The organism is Mesorhizobium sp. WSM4850, from assembly GCF_055811735.1.
The window spans coordinates 89,907-112,611 of the sequence record NZ_JBVVPV010000001.1 but is presented as its reverse complement, the minus strand read 5'-3'; the positions used below and the strand labels follow the sequence as shown (position 1 = coordinate 112,611).

Genomic DNA, 22,705 nt, shown 5'->3' with positions numbered 1-22,705 from the left:
CTTTCGAGGTTCTCTTGGGGCCACCACAAGATCCGGTCAGCCGAAATAGGTGGGAAAGGCGTGGCGGACATGCCCGGCCGCGTCGACGCCGAAGATCACGCGATGGCGATCGAGGCAGGTGCAGGGATGCGAGATTCCGAATTCAATGACGTCGCCAACGGCAATGTCGTCGTCCGGCGCGATTGTCAGGAAGGCGTGCTGGTCGTTCAGCTTGAAGACGTCGGCGCGCGCTACCGGCAGCGGCTTGCCGGTCCGGAAGACCGCGAGCACCATCGGAAGGCCCTGATCGAACGACACGTCGCGCAGGCCCATGCCGCAGATTGCCAGGCCGGGCTCCGGCCGCGACAGCACCTCGGCCCAGAGGCGCAAAGCCGGCCGAAACGAATTTCGTGCGGAAACGCTGACGCCGCCGACCGCAAAGCCGTTGCGGGCGTCGAGTGCGCCAAGCGAGCGATCATAGACACCATGGTCGTGGAAGAAGATGGCGCCGCTGCGCAATACCAGCGTCGCATTGCCGTCCCTGGAAACGGCGGGCGAAAGCGCGGCGACCACTTTGTCGAAGAACACCGAGCCGCCGGCCGTGACGATCAGCGGCACGTCGCCGCCGACGCGGGCGCGCAGCCGCAGGAACATGTCGGCGGTCATCGCCAGCAGAGCCGAGATCACCTCCTCGGTGCGGCCGGGGTCGGGTTGCGCCGCGGCACCTTCGTAGGTCGCAACGCCGGCAATCAGCAGCCGTCCGCCAGCGGCATCAACTGCATCGGCGATCGCCTCGGCCTCACCAGTGGTCCGCGCGCCTGCCCTCCCAACACCGAGTTCGACGAGCACGCGCAATGGCGGCAGCTTCGCATTGGCCCGCCAGGCTTCGGCGAGCGCATGCACGGCGGCGACAGAGTCGGCGAAGACGAAGAGTTCGACGCCTGGCCAAACGCCGACCAACGCCGCGAGCCGGTTCGCACCGCCTGATCCACCAACCTCGTTGGCGACGATCAGCCGTGTGAGGCCGGCCTTGAGCATCACCGCGGCTTGCCTGATATCGGCGACGGTCGTGCCCCATGCTCCGGCCTCTACCAAAGATCGGGCAAGATCCGGCGCCATCGGGGTCTTGGCATGCGGCGCGATCATGGCGCCCTGTTCGCGCGCGTAGCGCAGGAACAGGTCACGATTGGCGATGAAGGCCTCCTCGTCGAGGGTCAGCACCGGCAACGACATGCGTCCATCAGCCGGATGCCAGCGCTGAGATGCGACAAGGCTGCTGTCCAGCCCGAAGGTGCCGGGCGGCACGCCGCGGATGCGATCGTCGAGCAGGAAATTTTCACGGATCGCGAGCGCCGGCACGGGTGAGTTTTCGGTCATCCGATGCTAGTCCTTCGCCTTAGCAGGATGAGGCCCGGACTGATTTCCGATGCCGGCCACAGCATGAGAGAGATGCGTGTCAAAGCCTTACTCCGGACCGATCATCGATGCCCACCATCATCTTTGGGATCTCGGCCTCGGCCGCCACCCCTGGCTCGCCACGACGGCTGGCGAGCGCGGCGGCCTGGGCGAACTTGGCCCGTTGCGGCGAAACTATCTTCCTGAGGATTATTTGCGCGACGCCAGCCGGCACAATGTCGTCGCCACCGTTCATGTCGAAGCCGGTTGGGCCGGGGACGACTGCGTCGGCGAAACGCAGTGGCTTGAAACGCTCGACAAATCGCGGGGCGTGGCGGCCCGCTACGTCGTTCACGTCCCGCTGGCGAACCACCAAGCCCCGGCGCTGGTCGAGGCGCAGGCGGCGTTCGACCGTGTCGTCGGCGTGCGCGACATATTGAGCTGGGATCCAGATCCTGCCCGCCGTTTCGCTGCCCGTGACGGCATCATGAACGATCCGGCCTGGCGCGCCGGCCTGTCCCTGCTTGCCGACCATCGGCTGGTCTTCGATCTCATGGTGTTTCCGCGCCAGCTCGCTGGTGCCGCGCGCCTCGCAGCGGCCTATCCGAACCAGCCCTTTGTCCTCAACCACTGCGGCAGCCCGATCGACCGTGACGCCGACGGTATGCGGGCGTGGCGCGAAGCGCTTCGGCTTTTGTCGGAGCGCGACAACGTCGCCATCAAGATATCCGATCTGGTCGCCTACGATCATGATTGGACGCTCGACAGCCTGAGGCCGGTTGTCATGCATAGCATCGACTGTTTCGGCACGCATCGCGCGATGTTCGGCAGTGACTTCCCGGTGGCCGGTCTGCACGCGTCGTTCGATGATGTATATGACAGCTTCAAGGCCATTGCCGCGGAGCTTTCCGAAGACGAGCAGACAGCGTTGTTCTTCGGCAATGCGAGGCGCATCTACCGGTTGGACGATATGTCATCGGCGGGCCTGCTCCCGGCCTGAGAGAAGCAGCAGCCCCAGGATCAGCGAACCGAACAGGATGCTGCGCCAGCCGGGCGATGCGTTGACGACGGTGATCAGAGCCGTGATCGTGACCAGCAGGACGGCGCCGGGGATGGTGCCGGCATAGGTGCCGAGCCCGCCGAGGATCGAGGTGCCGCCGAGCACGACGGCTGCAATCGAGGCGAGCAGATAGGGATCGCCGATCCCGACATAGCCTTGTCCGTTCATGCCGAGCACCAGCACGCCTGCAAGCCCGGAAGTGAACCCGCTGATGCCGTAGACTGCCAGGGTGGTCGAAGCGATGGGAACGCCGGAGAGTGTCGCGGCAAGCGGGTTGGCGCCCATCGCGAAGAGCCGAGCGCCGAAGGAAGTGGCATGCATAGCGACCAGAACGATCACGGAGACGGCCACCCACAAAAGCACGTTTGCGGGCATACCGGCCGGCCGCGCATTGCCGAGCCAGCGCACCAGCGGGTTTTCGGCGGTCACTGCACTGCCGCCGGCGATGATGATCAGCAGGCCCTGCAGGAATGTCGCCATGGCCAGGGTCATGATCATCGGATGAACGCGCAACAGCGCCACGCCCAGCCCGTTCACCAGACCGATCGTCGTCGTCAGCGCAAGCACGGCAAGGATGGCGGTGAGCCCGGTCGGATCCGCCTGCCACGACAGCAGCGGCAGGCTGACGGCGCTCACTGTGACGATCGCCGCGACGGAAAGGTCGATGCCGCCGGCGATGACCACAAAGGTCTGCCCCGCTGCGACCAGGCCAATGACCGCGGCCAGTTCGACCAAATAACGCAAATGGCCATAGGCGCCGAAGCCGCGCGAGACGAAGCTCGCCGCGATCCACAATGCGGCGACGATGGCCAGGGTGAGAAACGGCCGGCTGCGCAGGATCGTCAGGGCGCGCCTGCCGTTCACGGTCTCTTTCCATTCTGTCATTGCTGCACCTTGCGGAATTGCGGGATGGCGACCGCCCCGATGATGATGAGGCCCTGGGCGACATATTGGGCGACCGGCGTGAAGCCGAGGAAGAACATGACGCTGATCATCAGGCTGAGCAGCAGGCTACCGGCAAGCGCGCCGCGCATCGTGCCTTGACCGCCGAGGAAGCCGATGCCGCCGAGCACGGCGGCGGCGATGGAATTCAGCGTGAAGGCCGTGCCGATGACCGGATCGCCCGAACCTGTTTGCGCGGCGACGAACAGGCCGGCGCCTGTACAAAGCAGACCGCTGATCGCGTAAGCCGCTACCCGCGCACCATCGACCGGCACGCCGGAGCGATAGGCGCCGACCGGATTCTCGCCGGCGGCATAAAGGCTCAAGCCAAGCGGTGTGGCGAGATAGAGTTTCCATAGAAGGACGATGAGCACCAGCAGCACGAAGGCCGCGGGCGTGTTGCCTGCAAGCAGTTCCGACAGCCACTCCGGAATGGCGCCGCCGGGTCGCGGCAGGATGAGCAGCGCAGCACCGCCGATGACGAAGGAACCGGCGAGTGTCACCACGATAGAGGGCAAGCGAAGTTTTACGACGATCAACCCGGTCGCGCCACCGATGCCGATGCCGGCCAGCGCCACCGCAACGGCACCGCCGGCTACGCCAAGCGGCCCAGTCATCGTCGTCGCGGCGATTACCGCGCCGAGGCTGACCATTGCGCCGATGGCCAGGCTGATGCCGCCGGTAAGCATCAGGATCGCCTGGGCCATGGCGACCAGCGCCAGCGGAAACCAGCTCTGGGTGAATTTGGCGAAGCCGGAAGCGGTCAACAGGCCGGGAAACAGGAAGCCGTAGGCGACGAGGAACGCCATGACCACGGCGAACAGGCCGCGCACACCGACATTGCGGCGCAGCTGAACCGGCCAGTAGAGAGCGCCGGCTTGCCTTGAGGAGGCCACCGTGCTCATGCCGCCACCTTCCGCTGTTCGGCGCCCATCGCGGCGGAAACGATCGCTTCCTCGCTCAATTCGCCGCGCTCGAGCACGGCAACGATGAGGCCTTCCCGGACTACCGCGACGCGGTCGCAAAGGTGCACCAGTTCGGGCGTGTCGGAGCTGAGCAGCACGACCGCCTTGCCGGCGGCGGCGAAGTTGCGAAGCATCATGTAGATTTCGCGCTTGGTCTCGACATCAACGCCGCGTGTCGGATCGTTGAGGAGAAGCGCAAGCGGATGGTGCGGCATCCATTTCGCCAGCGCCACCTTCTGCTGGTTGCCGCCCGAGAGGGCCTGCGCCGGCCGGTCGAGGTCGCCCTTGATGCCAAGCTGGGCAGCGAGACCTCTTGCCGTCTCGCGCTCGGCACGGCGGCTGCGCAGCTTCAGCGCCGGCAGTCTTGCGAAAGCGGGCAGCATCAGGTTGGTGATAATGGAATGGATCAGGTGCAGGCCTTCGCGCTTGCGGTCGGCCGGGACATAGGCGAGGCCACGCGCGTTGGCTTTCGGCACACCGCTGGGCAGACCCGAAGCACCGTTGACGGTCGCGGATGCCGTCCTGGCCGGAATGGCGCCGTAAAGGCCAAGCAGCAAATCTTCCTGCCCTTGCCCGACCAGGCCTCCAATGCCGAGCACCTCGCCCGTCCTGATGTCGAGATCGACGTCGCGCATCAGGCCGGCCGAAAAATTGCGAACCGAGATGGCGTTGGCAGCCGATGCCGAAGCCTGCCACTGCGGAAAAAGGTCGCCGGGGTCGCGGCCGACCATCAGCCGTACCAGCCCGCCGGCGTCGGTTCCTTCCAGGCTGCGATCAGCCGTGCAGGTGCCGTCCTTCAGGACGGTGACATGCTGGCACAGTGCCATGACTTCGTTCAGCCGGTGCGAAATGTAGAGAATAGCGATACCCTCGCCGCGCAGCCTCTCCAGCAAGTCCGTCAGCACTTTCGTTTCGGTTGCCGAGAGCGACGAAGTGGGTTCGTCGAGAATGAGAACGCGCGGCCGGCGGTAAAGCGCCTTGGCTATCTCCACCATCTGCCGGCGGCCGAGCGACAAATGTCCGACTGGTATCGAGAGCGGTTCGTGAAGCCCGACAAGATCGCATGCTGCCCTGGCCCGCACGGCGAGTTCGGGATAGTCGAGCAAACCGAACCGGCGCGGATAGGCGCCAAGGCCGATGTTCTCGGCGATGGAGAGGCTGGCCGTCAGGCTGAGTTCCTGCTGGACGACGGCGATCCCTGCCTGTTGGGCATAGGCGGGGGTCATGCGCGACACTGGGCACCCATCGACCTCGATCGCCCCGCCGTCCGGGCGCAAGGCACCGGACAACAGGTTGATCAGCGTCGACTTTCCGGCGCCGTTCTCGCCGAGCAGCGCATGCACGCGGCCGGGCTGGAGAGCGATGGAAACGTCGCGCAGGACAGGGTTGCCGAAGAAGGACTTCGACACCCCCCGCGCGGCAAGAAGCGGAGCCGTGGCCACCAATTTCTGCGACCTTCCAGGCTTATTGTTCAGCCAGCAGCTTCTTGAACAATTCCTCGTCGTAGGGCGAATAGATGTAGCCGTCAGCCGGAAAATCGGCCGCCCGGGCGAGGTACTGATCGATGTTGGAATTGTCGATCACCGGCAGCGGGATCTTGACGAAAGCCGGCACATCGTTGCCCTCCAGCGCCTGGACGGCGGTGTAGGTGGCAAAGGCGCCGAGCCAGTTCGGCTGCATGGTCGCCCAGCTCTTGAGGCCCTTTTCCTTCCAGAGCTCGAGGAACTGACGGGCGTTCTCGCCGGTGATCGGCACTTGTTCGCGGCCCTGCTTGTCGAGGGCGAGTACCGCGCCCGCAGACAAGGCGCCGCCGAGCGACAGAATTCCATCGATCTCGGAATTGGCGAACAGCAGGCTGGTGACGGCTTCCTGTGCAGGCGCGACATTATAGGGTGTATTCGTCTCGGCAAGGACCGTCACCTCAGGATGGGCCTTGAGCGCCGCGTCAGCGCCTTTGCGCCGATCGTCGCTGACCGAAACGCCGGCCGGGCCGTTGAGGACGAGAATCTTGCCCTTGCCGCCGATGGAGTCGATCAGGAACTTGGCCGCCTGATCGCCCCACTGCGCGGAATCGGTGTTGACCTTGGCTGTGACCTGGTCGGTGTCGACGAGGCTGTCGAAGTTGATGATGGCGATGCCCTTGGCGCAGGCGTCCGCCAGCACACGCGCCGGCGCGGTCGACGAGCCGGCAATCAGGATGATGGCGTCGACGTCGGAATCGATCATCGACTGGATCTGCTGGATCTGGACGTTGGCGTCGCCCTGGGCGTCGGTCACGACAAGCTTGTCGACCAGCCCCTGCTTCTTCAGCGTCTCGACTTCGGCTTCGATGGTGCCCTGTGTCTGTTTCATCCAGGTTGGCACGGAATAGATGTTGGCCCAGCCGATCGTGTACGGCGCCTTGCGGTCGCCCTTGATGCATTTGGCGGCGGCATTGGCCTGCGAACCGGCGCCGAAGCTCAGCAGGAGACCGAGGCAAAGGGCACTGGCGGATGCGAAAAACGATGATTTCGTCATGATTGTTCCCTTCTGAGGTTATGCCGGACGTGCGGGATCGGGACGAGAAAACCCTCCGGTTGCCGCATCCGGAAACCGCCCGTTTTTCTCGTCAGAACTGTCTGCGCCAGGCTCATTATTGTCTGATATTTCAGACAATGTCTCTGTATATCGGACAAACGGGATGCTAGACTGAGCCTTGACATCTTTCAAGCGTCTTGAGACGAGGGCCGAATTGATTTTTTTGGGGATGCGGCCGACATGAGCGATGGCGCCACTGGTCTGATCGAAACGGAAGCCGGCGCCGGGCCGCGCAATGGCGAACGCCGCCGTGGCATCGACCGCGTGATCGTGCTGCTGGAAGCGCTTTTGCGGCACCGCGCGCCGATGCGCGTCGGCGACATCGCCAAGATGATCGGCGCACCGCGTTCGACCACCTACGAAATCGTCAACAGCCTGCTCGAAGCCGAAATGCTCGAAAACGTCGGGACGGAAGGCTACGTTTATTTCGGTCGGGCCATGCATCTGTTCGGCTGGGCCTATTCGCATCACAACGCCCACTATCGGCGCATCATAGAGACGCTGGACAGGATGGCCGCGGAGACAGGCGAGACCGTGCAGTTGTGCGGCCTGCGCGGGAACAAATACATCGTTCTCGATTGCCGTGATTCTTCCGGCCCGTTCCGGATTTCAAGCGATGTCGGGGTCGAGGTGCCGATCCCGTGGACGGCGTCCGGGCGGCTCCTGCTCGGCCATATGAGCGAGCAAGAAGTGAAGGACTTCATCCCGCCTGGCGACTACAAGCTTCCCGACGGCCGCATCATTGCGCCGGCCGAATTCTTCAGCGATGTCGCTCTCGCCCGCCAGCAAGGTTTCAGCGAGACCATCGCCCTCGCCGACCGCTTCACGTGGTGCATGGCCGCGCCCATCCGCGATGGCCACGGCGCCGTCAGCAAGACCCTTTGCTTCGTATTGCCAGTCGACACACCGGAAGCGCGGCGCAGCGAATTGCTTGCCCTGCTGTGCGAACGCGCCCGCGGATTGTCGTTGGCGGGAGGCTGATGCATGTCGCCCAAAAGCATGCCCTCGAGCCTGACTCGAGGGTGCGCAGCGGTTTGGGATAACGACATGCATAAAAGCAGGAACTTAACGCGTCTCGCGAATTGCTTTGACGCGACGCTTCCTGAAGGATCGCCCTGACGCCTTCGCCAATGGAGCGGAAAAATGGCCGGGCTCGAATACGGCCCGGCCAAAAGAAGGTTACAACCTTCAGAGGGGAACGCCGTCCAGCGGAATGGGAGGAAACCGCCGAACGGTGTTGCCCTGTTTGAGCCTGTTTGGGCGCATTGGCGACGAACAAAATTCCAAAAGCCGGCGGGACGACGAAAATTCCTGTTCTATGTGCTCTGACCACTTCAGACGGGTGACGCCCTTGTCTCAACCCTTGGCTCCGGCAGATCGGCATAGTGCCGGCGCGCCACGTCGGGATGCGAGCGCAGGCGACTTTTCAGCACGTTGGTGCCGACGTCGCGAAACAGCGGATTGTCCGGATCGCTCGCCGGTCCGCGCGCCTCGGCAGCCAGTTCTTCAGGCAGGGTCAGCAGCGGGATCGTCGCGTCGAGCCGGGCGCTGAAGAAAAACGGAACGGAAATCCGCTCGACACCGGCCGGCGGCGCCACGACACGGTGAACCGTTGCCCTGAGATAGCCGTTCGATGCCAGTTCGAGGAGTTCGCCGATGTTGACCACCAGCGTTCCGGGGATCGGATCCACATTCACCCAGCTTCCGTCATATTCGACCTGCAGCCCCTTGTTGTCGTCCTGAAGCAGGAGCGTCAGGAAACCGCCGTCCTTGTGTGCGCCGACACCCTGGTCGCCGCCGGTTGTGTCGCGCCCGGGATAGCGCACGATCTTCATGCGATGGTTGGGCTCACCGCTATAGATCGGATCGAAAGCATCCTCGGCCTGGTCGAGCGACAGCGCGAAGGCCTTCAGCAGGCGGACTGCCACCGCCGTCGCCCTGGTCTGCCATGCCAGCAGTGCCGGCTTGAGTTGCGGCAGGGCCGAAGGCCATTGGTTCGGCCCTTGCAGCCGCGTCCAGGCAGGAATGCCCGGCCCCTTTGGTATGGGTCGACGCTCGACGCCGATGTCGAGCTGTTCGCGCCAATCGGCCTTGCCCCTGGTCAGTTCGCCACCGGTGCGCGTGTAGCCGCGGAATTGCGGGGACTTGACCATTTCAATGGCCAGCTTGTCGGCTTCCGGCAAGGCAAAGAACCGGCGCGAGGCGTCGAGCACCTCGTCGATCTCCACGGCCGGAATTCCATGGCCGCTGAGATAGAAGAAGCCGACATCGCGGGCCGCCGTGCGCAGGTCGAACAGAAAGGTCCGACGCTCCGATGCCCCCTGCTCAAGACGGTTGAGATCGAGCACGGGTACAATCCTGGCCATGGTCAACTTCCTCCTGCCTCAGGCTTGGATCAGGCTTCTACGGTGACACGCAGGTTGTTGCGATCAAAGCAACGCTCGATCCAATCTCGATGTCATTGGCGGAAAGTCAGCGCTGCGTTTGGCGGCCGGCAGGCAAATAACGTTCGAACGGCTGTTCCATGCCATCAGCGCCCTGTCTTGACAAAATATTTTGTCAATACGAAAATGAGTATGCTTGAGCTTTGGCGGGCGGCCGCATCGGCTCGTAGTGGCGTCGTACCGCACCCGGCCCCGACCGTGAGGACGCCAAACCCTGAAAGGAGTTCCCATGCCGATCAAGAAAGATGAAACCGGAAAGCGTTGGGTCGAGATGGAGTTCATCACGCCCGGCACACCCGAGCAGGTGTGGCGGGCCATTGCGACGGGTCCTGGCAACACTGCCTGGTTCACAAAAACCACGATCGACGAGCATGTCGGCGGCAGGCTTCATTTCGACTTCGGTCCCAATGGCGCGTCCACCGGCGAAGTGACGATTTGGGAGCCGCCGTTCCGTTTCGGCTATGTCGAACGCGACTGGAGCGAAGGCGCGCCGCCTGTCGCAACGGAGATCACCGTGACCAGCCGGTCGGGTGATCGTTGCGTTGTCCGCATGGTCCATTCGCTGTTTGCCTCGACCGACGATTGGGATGATCAGTTGGAAGGATTCGAGAGCGGCTGGCCCGGCTTTTTCGAGGTGCTGCGCATTTACCTTTCGCACTTCGCCGGCGAAAACGCCGCCAGTTTCAGCGTCATGGCCAGCACGAAGGCCGATCAGCTCTCGATTTGGAGGCAACTTACCGAGACGCTCGGACTGGCCGGCGCAAATGTCGGCGAGCAGCGGAATGGCCCGCAGCAGCCGGAGAGACTATCCGGCATAGTCGAACGCGTGCGGCAGGACGACAAGCAGCGCTTCATCGCGCTGCGCCTGACTGCACCTGCTCCCGGCATTGCCCTGATCGGAACCTATGATATCGATGGCAGCGCAAACGCCAGCATGGCCCTGTATCTTTATGGCGAGGACGCCGAACAGCGCGCCGCCGAGGGCGAGCCCAAGTGGCGGAACTGGTTTGGCGAAACTTTCAAGCATCCGGGCTGACGGATGCTACTGGATCGGCCGGCCAGAAGGTCGGCCGCCTGCGCAAGGCTCCTACCATAGCGCATATACATCGGAGAGTCTGATGAAGGTCGCCAGTGAGGCAACAGCCTCGCTATCCGTATTCCTGCAGTAGTCGCGCGCAAACCTGCGCGCGAGGAATTACTGAAGCGGCTTCGCGCCTTCCGCGGCCGCCTTCCCGTCGATTTCAAGTTCGACCGGGATGAGGCGAATGCCCGGTAGCTTCTTCGACCGCAATTCGGCTGTCGGAACGATACTGCTGTGAAAACGGCACCCCGATCCGCTGACAGGACGCGTCAGTCGTGGAGTTCCCTCGAGATCGCCGGGTCGACTGAAAAATCGCTGAATGTGACTTCGAAACCTTCACGTTGCGGCGAACAGCACATCATGCCGACATTGACTGTATTCGAGGGCGGGAAGTAGGCGAGCCGCACCGGCTTCCAGCGATGGTCGGAGGCATCGAGATACTGAACGCGGATTGTCTCGGCATGGCGGGTCAGCCGGATCCTGACTCCGTCCGGACCGGCCGGGATGCTGACCAACGACCAGTCGGAAGCATCATTGGTGACGACGACGGAAAAATAGGCGAGCCCGTCGGTGAACTCGATGCCGGCCTTGACCCAATGCGTCTCGCTCAGCCGGACCATCAGACCGGCCTGATCATAGAGCACCTTGTAGTCGCCCTTGACGGTGACCTCGGCGCTGAAATCGCCCTCGACCTGCCGGTAGAGGAAGTGGCCATTGTCACGCCAGAAGTCATAAAAAGTCTCGCGCCAGAAATCGGTCTCCTTGCCGGTTCGCACATGCACGGTGCTGTCGCCGAACGCATGATGCGGTGGCGGGTTGAGCCAAGTCAGTTCTGCAGGCTGAGATGTCATCGACTTGTTCGCCTCGCCGGTTCGTGTTGCGTCATCCGCCTCTCATGCGACGAGGCGGATTTGTCTCTTTTACGCGCTCATTTCGGCGCTTGGTAAAGCTCGGACGCAGCCTCTCTCAGCGCGCGCCGGCTCTCCGGCCTGAAATACATCATGTGGCCGCCTTCCAGAAGCTCGACGCGGATGGGCTTTGCGCCGGGAAGCGAAGGGACCTGGCCGACAAGGTAGCGTGACGCCAGATAGGGTGTCACCAGGTCGGTGTAGCCGTTGACGATCAAAACACCGAGGCCGGGATTTAGCGCGCGCGCCTGTTGAAGGTCATCCATCACGCCGGCATAGCCCTGACGCGTCGGGCTCGTCCCGTAATCCCAATTGCCGCTGATTTCACGGTTGAGAAGCCGATAGCTTAGATCGGTGCGGAATTTCAGTTCCTCCCTGACATAGCTGACAAAGGCGGAAGTGAGCGCCGGCACGCTTCGATCGAGCACCGGATCAGGACCGCTGGGCCTTGGACTTTCCGGGGCAACGTCTGCCGTTTCGATCGTGCCGTCATAGACGCTGAGAACATTGCCCCTTGCCCGCGCAAACTCCTTGGCGAAGAGCGCGGTGGGAATGCGTGCAAAGTTTCGTTTCACGAGTTCGAGCGGCAGGCCGGTGATTTCGGCAACGCGCGGGCTCGCCAGACGCCCGCCCTGTTCGAGCCCGCTGGCAAGCGCGACGAGATAGTCGCCAAGCGCATAGCGTTCGACATCGGCCAACCGCTCCTGCAGTTCGGAACCGGTGACGCTTTGGCTGCGCAGGCGCACCGCCGCCAGCGACGGCAGCTCAAGCGCCCAGTGAAGCGGCTGGAACTCGTCGGGCCGCACGAGCGTGAATTCGAGCGCCGGCGAGATGAGCACGATGCCGCGAGGGCTGATGCCGATATCATCCTGGAGCGTCTTGGCAAGCAGTGCCGCCCGAAACCCGCCATAGCTTTCGCCAGCAAGAAACACCGGCGACGCTGTGCGGCCCGCCTGTGCCAGATAGAGCCGGATGAAGGCGCCCATCGCGGCGGCGTCCTGATTGACGCCCCAGAAGCTGCGTGCCTCAGTGCCGGGTGCTTCGCGGCTGTAACCGGTTCCGACGGGGTCGACAAAGACCAGGTCGGTCATGTCGAGCCAGGTGTTTGAGTTGTCCAAAAGCCGCTGCGGCGGTGGGAGAAAACTTCCATCGGCCGCTGTCGCCATCACGCGTGGACCGAGCGCGCCAAGATGCAGATAGGCGGAAGCTGCTCCGGGACCACCGTTGAATACGAAAGTGATCGGGCGGCGGGGATCAGGTTCCCGGCTTGGCTCGGGACGCAGCGTGTAGGCGACATGAAAGATTTCCGCGGTGACGTCGCCCTTGCCGGATAGCAACGACAGCGTGCCGGCCCTTGCCTGATAGTTGAGCGTGCGTCCCGCGATCACGATCGAATGATCTGAGACCTGGGGCGGCGGGAGCAGCGACAGAACGCCGCCCGAAGGCGACGGCCGCTCGGCCACTTGCGCATGGCCGTTTGGAAGGCCGCCAACCAGCAGCAGCATAGCAAGGATGATTTCTAGGAGCTTGGTACGCATGGCGACTCCGCAGCGGAACGACTGCAAGCTACCACGCTGATGGCTCAGCCGAAATCACAGGACCGTGCGCGCCCTCGCTGCTGGAAGGGGACCAAGGCTTTCAACGCACGATCTTCACGCACATCGGCGTGCCGATATCGATAAACCACCCGGTGTCGGCCAGCCGACCCGTGGCCGCATCGCGTGCAAGAATCGAGATGCGGTCGGCGTTCTGGTTGGCCGAGAAGAGATGGCGACCTGAGGGCGTCAGTGCCAGATTGCGCGGCGTAGCGCCCACGCACGGCGCATGGTCGACCAGCGCAAGCGTGCCCGTCTGCTGGTCGACGGAAAACACCACGACACTGTCATGGCCGCGGTTGGAGCCATAGAGGAAGCGGCCGTCGGGCGATATCTGGATGTCGGCGCAATGATTGCCGTCGCGCGCCGCGGCCGGCACGGCCGGCTTCGTGGCGATCTCGGTGAGCCTGCCCGACGCTCCGTCCAGCGCAAGCGAGACGACCGTCGAATCCAGTTCGTTCATAACGAACACGAAGCGCCCGCCCGGATGCAGCGCCACGTGACGTGGCCCAGCGCCGGGCGCAAGCGCCGACTCCGCCAGTCTGGTCAGGCCGCCGTCGTGCCCGATGCGGTACGAGACAAGCCGATCGATGCCGAGATCGGCGACGATCGCCACGCAGCCGGCAATCGTCTCGGTGACGCTGTGGGCATGGGGGCGTTCCTGACGAACTGCGTCGGGACCAGTTCCGCTATGGGCGACGCTCGACAACGGCGCGGTCAAGCCGCCATCGTCGCGCAATCCGTAGACGACGAGCGAGCGATCGGGGCCCCCTTCGCCCATGCCGTAATTTGCGACCAGGAGCTTCGTCCCGTCGCGCGTGACGGTGTTGTGCGCCGTGATGCTGCCAAGCGTCGGCTGCTTGTTGATGTAGGAGAGCGCGGCGGTTTGCCTGTCGAAATGGTAGGCCGAGACCACGCCTTCGCGCCAGGTGAACACTTCGGAGTTGGCATAGACATGTGACCCGTCCGGCGTCACCGACAGGAAGGTCGGATTGTCGACGTCACCCGTCTCGGCCAGTTTCCTCGTCTCCAGCGTCTCTTCGTCGAAACTGTAGACACTGAGTCCAACGCCGCGCGCGCCCTGAAAATAAGGCGCCTCGCGGTTGAGGCTGCCGACGAAGACCAGACAGGCGTCGTTCATCAAATCCTCCCCTGTTCCGCCGGCATCCAGCCGCAGCGGATCGCGGCAAAATTTCGCCTGTTCACGCTTGAAACACAATCCCATATGTGAAAATACTATTCACCAAAGAAGATTGGTATGGGGACCGATCGTGCAATCCAATCTCGACAGGAAACCCCGATACAAGGAGATGGGGCTGATCCGCGCCAGCTATGAAGTTTTCAAGGGTGAAGGGGCGCTTGGCTTTATTGCGAGCACCTGCAGACGGTGAAGTGACGGAATCCGGCCGATTTCGCCGGCAAGACGGAGACATAGGCGATGGCTGCCATTGCCGAATTGCCGCTGACCGGGCTCGTCGTCGTCGACATGAGCCAGTTCCTGTCAGGGCCCTACTGCTCGCTGCGGCTGCTCGACCTCGGAGCCCGCGTCATCAAGATCGAGCGACCGGATGGCGGTGACCTGTCGCGCCGGCTCTATCTCAGTGACACCGAGATCGGCGGCGATTCCACCATCTTCCACGCCATCAACCGGGCCAAGGAAAGCTTTGCCATCGACCTCAAGGAAGAGGCCGATCTGGCGTCGCTGCGCGGCCTGCTGGCCAAGGCCGACGTGCTGATCCAGAATTTCCGCCCCGGCGTCATCGAGCGCCTGGGTCTCGACTACGAGGCGGTGCGCAAGATCAATCCGCGCCTGGTCTATGCCTCGATCAGCGGCTATGGCGAGGAGGGCCCCTGGGTCAAGCGTCCCGGGCAGGATCTGCTGGCGCAGGCGCGTTCCGGCGTGATGTGGCTGAACGGCGACGAGGACCAGGGTCCGGTGCCCTTCGGCCTGGCGATTGCCGACATGCTGGCCGGCGCCGCCGCCGCGCAAGGCATCCTTGCCGCACTGGTGCGGCGCGGCCTGACCGGCACCGGCAGTCATGTCGAGACCAGCCTGCTCGAAGCGCTGGTCGACTTCCAGTTCGAGGTGCTGACCACGCATCTCAACGACGGACGCCGCCTGCCACGGCGATCGGCGTTCCGCAGCGCCCATGCCTATCTGTCAGCGCCTTACGGCGTCTATCCGGCCAAGGACGGATATCTGGCGATCGCGATGACGCCGATCCCGAAGCTGGCCGACCTTTTGGAACTCGAACAGCTTGCGCCCTTTCGCGATCAGCCGTCGACCTGGTTCACCGCCCGCGACGAGATCAAGGCGATCATTGCGCAAAAAATCGCGACGAAAGCCGTCGACGAATGGCTTGCCATCCTCGAGCCCGCCGACATCTGGTGCGCCAAGGTGCTGACCTGGCCGGAAATGATGGCCAGCGAAGGTTTTCAGGTGCTCGACATGCTGCAGACAGTGACGCGCGAGGACGACGTCTCGATCCTCACCACGCGTTCGCCGCTGCGGGTCGATGGCGTCCGCGCCAAGGTCGAGCGGGCGGCGCCGCGCATCGGCGAGCACAGCGCAAAGATCCGCGAAGAATTCGGGCTGTGAGCGACGTGACGCTCAAAGGCATGACCTGGAGCCATCCGCGCGGCTACGACCCGATGGTCGCCTGTTCGGGACTGTGGAAGCAGCAGACCGGCGTCACCATCGAATGGGACAAGCGCTCGCTGCAGGATTTCGAATCGTTTCCGGTCGAGGACCTGGCCCGTGCCTACGATTTGATCGTCATCGATCATCCGCATGTCGGCCAGATCACCGCCGAGACTTGTCTGGCGCCGCTCGACGTTGTGGGGCGTGAAGAGGAACGCGCGGCACTGGCGGCAGGCAGCGTCGGCCAGTCCTATCCTAGCTACAACTGGCAAGGCCGGCAGTGGGCGTTTCCGATCGACACGGCCAGCCAGGTGCAGGCGTGGCGGCCGGACATGCTTTCCGCCGCGCCGGCGAACTGGTCCGAGGTGCTCGACCTGGCGCGGCAAGGCCGCGTGTTGCTACCGCTCAGGCCGCCGCATTCGCTGATGGTGTTCTACACGCTTGCCGGCAATCTCGGCAGGCCCGCCGTCGAAGAGCCTGGCGACCACATAAACCCTGACATCGGCGGCCGCGTTTTCGAGATGATGCGCGAGATCGCGGCTCTCGTCGATCCGACCTGCCTTGGCATGGACCCGATCGGCGTCCTGGAGGAGATGGCCAGTTCCGGCACGCGGATCGCCTGCGCGCCGCTGATCTATGGCTACGTTTCCTATTCCATCGCCGGATTCCGCAGCAGCCGCCTTGCCTTCGCCGACATTCCGCCTGCCGGCGACGCCGGTGTAGTCGGGTCGGCGCTCGGCGGAACCGGCATTGCCGTGTCGGCCTTTTCGAAGGCCACGCAAGAGGCCATCGACTTTGCCTACTGGATCGCCAGCGCCGAGGTGCAGCGCGGCCCCTATGCGTCGGCCGGCGGCCAGCCCGGCCATGCCGCAGCCTGGGACGATGCCGCCGTCAACGCAGCCGCCGGCAATTTCTACAAGGACACCCGCGCCACGCTCGAGAGGGCCTGGGTCAGGCCACGCCACGATGGCTACATGGCCTTCCAGCAGGCGGCCTCCGATCGCATCAATCTCGGCCTGACCGAAAGGCACGATGCCGGCCGCGTCGTCGCCGATCTCAATCGCCTGTTTGTGAAGAGTCTCCGGCACCCGGCGCTGAGATGAGGCAGAGTTCGCTAACTTCTCACAAATTCCAAAGCCGCTTCGCATTGGCGGAGAGCAGCTTTTGCCGTTCATCGATGCTGGCTCCGCCGAGCAGCGCATGCGTCGCCGCAATCCAGGTCGCAAGCCCGCCGCCAAGCGTGCAGACCGGCCAGTCGCTGCCCCACACGACCCGGTCCCAGCCAAAGCATTGGATGGTGTGCTCGACATAGGAACGCAGCGTTTCGACAGTCCAGGATCCAGCGTCCGCATAGGCGACCACACCGGAAATTTTGCCGACGACGTTCGGCCGCCGCGCGATCTCCGCCATATGCTCGCGCCAGGGATGCTCACTGCTGCCCTTGATGTCGGGCACGCCGCAATGGTCGAGCACGAACTGCACGTTCGGCGCGAGATCGGCAAGCGCAATCGCCTTGCGGATCTGATGCGGCAGGACGACGAGGTCGAAGGTCAGTTTGGTGCCGGCAAGCCGCTTGATGTTTTCGCGAAACAGCGCGCCTTCCGAAAGTTCGTCCGGCACGACGTGGAGCACACGGCGAAAACCCTTGACGAAAGGATCGGCGCGCTGGCGCTCGAGATAGGCGGCAAAGCCCGGCTCTTCCGGACGGCAGGAGGCGATCACTCCCCTCAGCAAGCTGTCGTTCTGGTGTGACAGCGCCTTTACGTGACTGGTCTCAGCCTCGATATCCGCTGGATCGACATCGACCTCCATGTGCAACGCGCCCTCTATGCCGGCGCGGCGAGCCTGGGCTGCATATTCGTCGTAGGAGAAATCGCGGTTTAGCGCCGGCACGCCGGAGAGCCAGGGATAGCGCAGCGCTGACTGGTCGATCAGGTGCAGATGGGTATCGAAGATCATAACGGCGCTCCTCTGCATTTCCCGATCATCTCAGGGGGAAATTCTTCGTTCAAACAAGACTCTGTTTCGTCTGCCTGGCCGCGGCACCCGCCAGTTGCGATAGCTTTTCAGTCGCGGCCAGCAACAGTTCTATCGTCCTGGTGATATCGGGCGCCTTGGGTGCGTTGACCAGAGTTACGTAGGGGATCGACAGCGCGGCGATCGCCCTGCTGTCCGAGCCAAGCACAGGCGCCGACAGGTTGAATACACCGGCGGTCTGCATCGATGCCATCATTTCATAGCCGCGTTGTCGGATCTGGTCGAGACGGGCAAAGAAGTCCGGCGATTGAGGCGGCTTGTGGGCGCTGCGCAGATGTTCGGAGATCATCATCCGCCGCTCTTCCGACGAGCGGAACGCCAGCAGCACATGTCCGGAGCCGGTGTCGAACAGGCTGACATGCGCGCCGACGCGTATCGAGATGCCCCAATAGTCCGGCGCCTCCTGCTGGGCGATCACCACCGCAGAACCGCGGTCGAAGACGACAAGCTGGTTGGACTGCTGCGAGGCCTCGGCAAGCTCACGCATCAGCGGCGTCGCATAGGAAACCAGCCGCCGCACCGGCGCGTGCAGTTGCGCCAGGCCAAACAGCTTGAGCGTCAGCGAGTACCGGTCGCCATCCAGCCGCGTGACGTAGCCGCGCCGCACCAGCCGGTCCAGCATGCGGTAGAACTCGTTGGGGCTGCGGTCGAGCTTTTTGGCGATTTCCGCCTGGGTCAGGCCGCCATCGACGCCGGCCAGAAGCTCAAGGATGTCGAGACCCTTGTCGAGCGCCGGCGCGCGATAGCGGTCATCGTCCTCGTCCTCCGCCATAGTCACTCCCCGTGGTCAGCATCCGAAGGACCATCGGCTTGGTGATTGTGTAAATTATTTGTTTGTATGTAAATAGTGGGCAGATCACCGCCGGTGCAACGCAACGCATCGCGGTCATAACGACGATAGTGAAACAGGAGCCGGACATGCAGCGGATGGCAATGGTGCTCGGCCTCAAGCCGGAAAAGGTCACCGAATATGTGCGGCTTCACGCAGCCGTCTGGCCTGAAGTGCTGGCGATGATTTCCGCCTGCAACATCAGGAACTATTCGATCTATCTCAAGGAGCCGGAGCACCTCTTGTTCAGCACTTTCGAGTACCACGGCAACGACTATGCCGCCGACATGGCGAAGATGGCCGCCGATCCCAAGACGCAGGAATGGTGGGCGCTGTGCATGCCTTGCCAGGAGCCGCTGCCGACCCGCAAGCAGGGCGAATGGTGGGCATCGATGGACGAAGTCTTCCATCATGACTGATGGCGTTTTCGACCCAGCCTCGCTCTCCCAGTCCTGGGCGAAGCCATCGAAGCCGCGGCCGATCGTGATTTTCGGCGCCGGCTCGATCGTCGGCGACGCGCATTTCCCGGCCTATCGGAAAGCCGGCTTTCCGGTCGCCGGGCTTTTCGATCCAGACCACGCCAAGGCGGAAAAACTCGCGGCCAACTGGGGCGTCACCGCTTGCCGGTCGATCGAGGAGGCTACGTCAATCGACGGCGTCATCTTCGACCTGGCGACGCCGCCGGCTCATCATGCCGGCGTGCTCAGGGCGTTGCCCGACGGCGCCGTAGCGCTGATCCAGAAGCCGATGGGCAGCGACCTCAGCGAGGCGAGCGAGATCCTCGAAATCTGCCGCGCCAAGAAGCTGAAGGCGGCGGTGAATTTCCAGCTTCGCTTCGCGCCGATGATGCTGGCGCTGAAGGATGCGATCGCCAGGGGCTGGCTCGGCGACGTGGTCGATTTCGACGCATGGCTGGCGCTGGCGACACCCTGGCAGCTGTGGGAATTCCTGCTGAAGGCGCCGCGCGTCGAGATCGCCATGCACTCGATCCATTACCTCGATCTGATCCGGCAATTGCTCGGCGATCCCAGGGGCGTTCACGCCAGGACGCTCGGTCATCCCGGCCATAAGGTCGCGCAAACCCGCACCAGCGCGATCCTCGACTATGGCGACACAGTGCGCTGTGCGCTGTCGATCAATCATGATCATAAATTTGGCCGAAAACACCAGGCCTGCGAGTTCCGCATCTGCGGCACCGAGGGCGCCGCCTATCTCAAGCTCGGGCTCAACCTCGACTATCCGCGCGGCGAGCCTGATATCCTTGAAATCTATCCGAAGGGCGGCTCAGACTGGGTCACGGTGCCGCTCGTCGGCGAATGGTTTCCGGACGCCTTCGTCGGCCGCATGGCCAATGTCCAACGCTACGCCTCAGGCGAAGACGCCGAGCTTGTCAGTTCCGTCGAGGACGCCTGGAGCACAATGGCGCTGGTCGAAGCTGCCTACCAATCGAGCGCGGCGCCGGCAACACCGATCGCGGTGAGGCCCTGACATGGAGCAGACTGTCTATTTCGAGGATTACCAGATCGGCTCGTCGCGCATGACCAGCGGGCGCACCATCACCGAGACCGACTTCGTCGTGCATGCCGGCCATACGGGCGATTTCTTCCCTCACCACATGGACGCCGAGTTCATGAAGACGACGCCGTTCGGCCAGCGCATCGCCCATGGCACGCTGGTCTTCTCGGTCGGCGTCGGACTGACGGCAAGCGTCATCAACCCTGTCGCGTTCTCCTATGGCTATGACAGGTTGCGCTTCATCAAGCCGGTGTTCATCGGCGATACGATCAAGACCCGCACCACCATCTCGGCCAAGCAAGACGACCCAAAGCGGCCGGAGTCGGGTCGCGTCATCGAGCGCTGCGAGGTGATCAACCAGCATGGCGATGTGGTCCTGGTTGCCGACCACATCTACATCGTCGAGCGCCGCGACAAGCCCAACAGCGCTTAAGGGCTCCAGCGATCCGGTCCGCCGCATTGATGACCGCTCCCGGCGGACGGTTCGTCAAAGCGGAAAGCGCGCCCGCGAGGGCCGCTTCGGTTACTTGCTCGTCGGGTCGACCGGGGTTTTGGAGCCTCGCCTGGGTCGGCGGATGGCTCTCACCTTGCCGCTGTTTCCACCGCCGCAGAAGAACTGATCGCCACCATCGGACTCGAGCCCCGACACGCCTGTTCCAGGCGGCATATCAAGCTTCTCCAGGACCTTTCCGGTTTCAGGATCTATCCGCCTGACGTCGCTCTCGTCACCTTCCCAGGTGCCGTGCCAGAGTTCGCCGTCGATCCAGGTGACCCCTGTGACGATACGGTTGGAATCGATTGTGCGAAGAACTGCCCCTGTCTGGGGGTCGATCTGATGGATCTTGCGACCGCGATTCTGCCCCACCCAAAGTGAGCCTTCGGCCCAGGCGAGTCCGGAGTCGCCGCCGCCACCTGGCGCCGGAATCGTGGCGAGCACGCGGCCAGTGTTGGGATCGATCTTCTGAATGCGATCTTCGGCGATCTGGAACAGGTGCTGGCCGTCGAAGGCCGTTCCTGCGTGCGCGGTGACATCGATCGCGCGCACCACCTTGCCGCTCGCAGGATCCAGGGCGTTCAGTCTGTCTCCTGACGCAAACCAGACGTGCTGACCGTCGAACGTAACCCCAGCCACCTGGTCGACACCCGGAAAGGGTCCATATTCGCGGAGGACTTCGGCTGCAGATCGTTTCATGCTTCTCCTCCAGGCTCAGATCTGTTGAATTGTCCACGACACTAGTAACCCGACAGTGAGCCGGGGAGTAACAAGATTGTCGGGAATCCCGGCACCGGCGGGGTCATCCAGCGGCGCGCTCGCCCGCGGCCGAACGACTGCACCTTGCCTGCTGCCGCAAGCTGCTCGAGCGAGCGCTGCACGGTGCGCGAGCTGGCTCCGAGCGCAATTGCGAGCGCCGAGCTCGACCACGACTCGCCGTCGGCGAGGAAGGCGAGCACCGCTGCATGCGGCTCGTCGGCGGGCGGCGCCAGCACCACGACATCGCGTGGGCGGCGCGGCTTAAGCGCAAAGCCTCGCTTGGTCGCGCTCACATCCGCCAGTGACCGCAACTCCACCCGAAGCCGACCGACTTCGACGCGCAACCGGGCGCGATGCGATTCATCGGCGTGCTTGCCGCCGAAGGCGCGTGCGACGAGCGTGCTCCGCGGCACGTCTGCGGGCCAGGCTTCGCCCAGCGCACGCGCAAGCGCGAACAGGACCGGGCGCGTCGCGAGTGAGACGATCATGCCGGCGTCCCGCATGACATTGCGGCAGGCGTCGACGACGAGCGCCCCCGACGCCAGCAGCGCTTCGACCTCCTCGAGCAGGAGCGGGCGCTCCACCCCGCGCGCGATCAGCCGCGCCGCGGGCGTGTTCATCACCAGGGATGCGCCTTCAACCTCGGCCGTCAGCGCTGGAATGTCCGCCTGGCCCGCCGCGTGCGCGGCCCGCCCGAGCGCAGCGCGCGCCGCTTTGGTGCGGAGGCGGCGTATCGCGATCCCCGCAATCACCAGCTCGTGGGCGGCCCTCGACGCGGGTGGGAGCGTTGTCGGGTCGAAGCCAGCCAGCCTGCCCTCCGCCTCATCGAGGCGTCCGATCAGGAGCAGGCGCCGCGCTTCGAGATTGCGCGCATGCGCGGCATTGACGTGGTCGCCGTGTTTTTCAAGCGTCGACCGCGCGGCGTCGAGTGCCTTCGCCGGCCAGCCGAGGTCGCGCGAGACGAGCGCGATCTCGGCTTCGGCGACGACGCACCTCGCGCGTGCCACCGCCTCTCTCGGACCGAAGGCGCGCGCAGCACTTTTGAGAAGAGCCTTTGCTCGGAGGAGATCGCCGAGCTGCGCCATCGCGATGCCGCGCAGCGCAAGCGCAGGCGCATCCTCACGCAGGGCGACCCGCTTCAAAGCGCCAAGAGGATCACCCGTCGCAAGGGCGCGCGCCGCAGCGGTGATCAGCGAGTCCATCGGAATCCCGTCACACTTGTCACTCTCACCTTTCGATGTCCGGTCCTAATCTATCTCAGCACCAACAACCAGCGCGCCGTGTCGAAAAGGGATGACGTCTCGATGACACTCCACCCCGACCAGAAGATGCCGCCCGAAGGCAGCGGATCTGCCGATTTCCCAAGCGACGAAGTCGCCGCCCGTGGCGGGGGCCGCCGGGGATAGGCGGGGGCCCCCCCCCCCAGGCAAAAAAAGGGCGGGGGGCCGGCGGGAACCGGGGTGGCCCCCAGGTGCAGTGTGAGAT

At 63.9% G+C, this 22,705-nt stretch carries 21 protein-coding genes and 1 pseudogene; 9 read left to right on the top strand and 13 right to left on the bottom strand.

The features are described from left to right. Positions 1-36: 36 nt before the first annotated feature. Entirely contained in the window at positions 37-1,356 is a 1,320-nt protein-coding gene (locus tag AC0L2Z_RS00545) for an alanine racemase (RefSeq protein WP_287171712.1), read from the bottom strand. Between the two features lie 76 nt (positions 1,357-1,432). On the opposite strand from AC0L2Z_RS00545, the gene AC0L2Z_RS00540 reads away from it, so the two are divergent. Continuing rightward, on the top strand, positions 1,433-2,374 hold the full coding sequence (locus AC0L2Z_RS00540) for an amidohydrolase family protein (RefSeq protein WP_287171711.1): 942 nt from the start codon (positions 1,433-1,435) through the stop codon (positions 2,372-2,374). On the opposite strand, the gene AC0L2Z_RS00535 is transcribed toward AC0L2Z_RS00540, so the two are convergent. From AC0L2Z_RS00535 to AC0L2Z_RS00520, 4 genes are read right to left on the bottom strand one after another with little or no spacing between them, the layout of a single operon-like run. After that, on the bottom strand, positions 2,348-3,319 hold the full coding sequence (locus AC0L2Z_RS00535) for an ABC transporter permease (RefSeq protein ID WP_473626244.1): 972 nt from the start codon (positions 3,317-3,319) through the stop codon (positions 2,348-2,350). The two genes, AC0L2Z_RS00540 and AC0L2Z_RS00535, sit on opposite strands and share 27 nt — an antisense overlap. After that, positions 3,316-4,281: an ABC transporter permease gene (locus AC0L2Z_RS00530; protein ID WP_287226242.1), complete on the bottom strand. Its 966-nt coding sequence runs from the start codon at positions 4,279-4,281 to the stop codon at positions 3,316-3,318. The genes AC0L2Z_RS00535 and AC0L2Z_RS00530 overlap by 4 nt, the downstream gene beginning before the upstream one ends. Further along, positions 4,278-5,786, bottom strand: a complete 1,509-nt coding sequence (locus AC0L2Z_RS00525) for a sugar ABC transporter ATP-binding protein (protein ID WP_473626243.1) — start codon at positions 5,784-5,786, stop codon at positions 4,278-4,280. Before AC0L2Z_RS00525 ends, AC0L2Z_RS00530 begins: the two co-directional genes overlap by 4 nt. 19 nt (positions 5,787-5,805) lie before the next feature. After that, positions 5,806-6,858 (bottom strand): substrate-binding domain-containing protein, encoded by a 1,053-nt coding sequence (locus AC0L2Z_RS00520; protein ID WP_287226247.1) that lies wholly within the window; start codon positions 6,856-6,858, stop codon positions 5,806-5,808. Positions 6,859-7,098: 240 nt separating this feature from the next. On the opposite strand from AC0L2Z_RS00520, the gene AC0L2Z_RS00515 reads away from it, so the two are divergent. Beyond that, positions 7,099-7,899, top strand: a complete 801-nt coding sequence (locus tag AC0L2Z_RS00515; RefSeq protein ID WP_287171706.1) for an IclR family transcriptional regulator — start codon at positions 7,099-7,101, stop codon at positions 7,897-7,899. A gap of 353 nt (positions 7,900-8,252) precedes the next feature. Here the strand turns inward: AC0L2Z_RS00515 and AC0L2Z_RS00510 are convergent, their stop codons facing one another. Then, positions 8,253-9,284: an isopenicillin N synthase family dioxygenase gene (locus tag AC0L2Z_RS00510; protein ID WP_287171705.1), complete on the bottom strand. Its 1,032-nt coding sequence runs from the start codon at positions 9,282-9,284 to the stop codon at positions 8,253-8,255. 307 nt (positions 9,285-9,591) lie between these two features. Here AC0L2Z_RS00510 and AC0L2Z_RS00505 point away from each other — a divergent pair, with 307 nt between their 5' ends. Further along, positions 9,592-10,398 carry an SRPBCC family protein gene (locus tag AC0L2Z_RS00505; protein ID WP_128171880.1) on the top strand — a complete coding sequence of 269 codons (807 nt, stop codon included), beginning with the start codon at positions 9,592-9,594 and terminating at the stop codon, positions 10,396-10,398. Between the two features lie 314 nt (positions 10,399-10,712). On the opposite strand, the gene AC0L2Z_RS00500 is transcribed toward AC0L2Z_RS00505, so the two are convergent. The 3 genes from AC0L2Z_RS00500 to AC0L2Z_RS00490 form a co-directional block, all read right to left on the bottom strand. Then, positions 10,713-11,294 carry a DUF1349 domain-containing protein gene (locus tag AC0L2Z_RS00500; RefSeq protein ID WP_473626241.1) on the bottom strand — a complete coding sequence of 194 codons (582 nt, stop codon included), beginning with the start codon at positions 11,292-11,294 and terminating at the stop codon, positions 10,713-10,715. Between the two features lie 77 nt (positions 11,295-11,371). Then, entirely contained in the window at positions 11,372-12,889 is a 1,518-nt protein-coding gene (locus AC0L2Z_RS00495) for a S10 family peptidase (protein WP_128171878.1), read from the bottom strand. A 100-nt stretch (positions 12,890-12,989) separates the two neighbouring features. Further along, the gene (locus tag AC0L2Z_RS00490; RefSeq protein ID WP_473626240.1) at positions 12,990-14,087 is read right to left on the bottom strand and encodes a lactonase family protein; all 1,098 of its coding nucleotides are present in this window, start codon (positions 14,085-14,087) and stop codon (positions 12,990-12,992) included. Between the two features lie 148 nt (positions 14,088-14,235). On the opposite strand from AC0L2Z_RS00490, the pseudogene AC0L2Z_RS00485 reads away from it, so the two are divergent. From AC0L2Z_RS00485 to AC0L2Z_RS00475, 3 genes and pseudogenes are all read left to right on the top strand, one after another. Further along, positions 14,236-14,342 (top strand): annotated as a pseudogene (locus AC0L2Z_RS00485) (amine oxidase); the annotation flags it as partial. A gap of 42 nt (positions 14,343-14,384) precedes the next feature. Continuing rightward, positions 14,385-15,545: a CaiB/BaiF CoA transferase family protein gene (locus tag AC0L2Z_RS00480; RefSeq protein ID WP_473626238.1), complete on the top strand. Its 1,161-nt coding sequence runs from the start codon at positions 14,385-14,387 to the stop codon at positions 15,543-15,545. Between the two features lie 20 nt (positions 15,546-15,565). Then, positions 15,566-16,690: an extracellular solute-binding protein gene (locus AC0L2Z_RS00475; RefSeq protein ID WP_287171753.1), complete on the top strand. Its 1,125-nt coding sequence runs from the start codon at positions 15,566-15,568 to the stop codon at positions 16,688-16,690. A gap of 19 nt (positions 16,691-16,709) precedes the next feature. On the opposite strand, the gene AC0L2Z_RS00470 is transcribed toward AC0L2Z_RS00475, so the two are convergent. Together AC0L2Z_RS00470 and AC0L2Z_RS00465 are read right to left on the bottom strand one after the other, a co-directional pair. Further along, a complete protein-coding gene (locus AC0L2Z_RS00470; protein WP_128171874.1) occupies positions 16,710-17,546 on the bottom strand; it encodes an amidohydrolase family protein in 837 nt (278 codons plus the stop codon). A 49-nt stretch (positions 17,547-17,595) separates the two neighbouring features. Next, entirely contained in the window at positions 17,596-18,396 is an 801-nt protein-coding gene (locus tag AC0L2Z_RS00465) for an IclR family transcriptional regulator (RefSeq protein WP_128171873.1), read from the bottom strand. A 146-nt stretch (positions 18,397-18,542) separates the two neighbouring features. Here AC0L2Z_RS00465 and AC0L2Z_RS00460 point away from each other — a divergent pair, with 146 nt between their 5' ends. The 3 genes from AC0L2Z_RS00460 to AC0L2Z_RS00450 are packed head-to-tail and all read left to right on the top strand — an operon-like array spanning position 18,543 to position 20,401. Beyond that, a complete protein-coding gene (locus AC0L2Z_RS00460) occupies positions 18,543-18,872 on the top strand; it encodes an L-rhamnose mutarotase (protein WP_473626236.1) in 330 nt (109 codons plus the stop codon). After that, a complete protein-coding gene (locus AC0L2Z_RS00455) occupies positions 18,865-19,941 on the top strand; it encodes a Gfo/Idh/MocA family protein (protein ID WP_473626234.1) in 1,077 nt (358 codons plus the stop codon). Before AC0L2Z_RS00460 ends, AC0L2Z_RS00455 begins: the two co-directional genes overlap by 8 nt. Before the next feature lies 1 nt (position 19,942). After that, positions 19,943-20,401 carry a MaoC/PaaZ C-terminal domain-containing protein gene (locus AC0L2Z_RS00450; RefSeq protein WP_023800111.1) on the top strand — a complete coding sequence of 153 codons (459 nt, stop codon included), beginning with the start codon at positions 19,943-19,945 and terminating at the stop codon, positions 20,399-20,401. 90 nt (positions 20,402-20,491) lie between these two features. Here the strand turns inward: AC0L2Z_RS00450 and AC0L2Z_RS00445 are convergent, their stop codons facing one another. Together AC0L2Z_RS00445 and AC0L2Z_RS00440 are read right to left on the bottom strand one after the other, a co-directional pair. Then, positions 20,492-21,160: a Vgb family protein gene (locus AC0L2Z_RS00445; protein WP_473626233.1), complete on the bottom strand. Its 669-nt coding sequence runs from the start codon at positions 21,158-21,160 to the stop codon at positions 20,492-20,494. Positions 21,161-21,201: 41 nt separating this feature from the next. Continuing rightward, complete coding sequence (locus AC0L2Z_RS00440; protein WP_473626232.1) at positions 21,202-22,422, bottom strand: helix-turn-helix domain-containing protein; 1,221 nt, start codon at positions 22,420-22,422, stop codon at positions 21,202-21,204. Between the last annotated feature and the right edge of the window lie 283 nt (positions 22,423-22,705).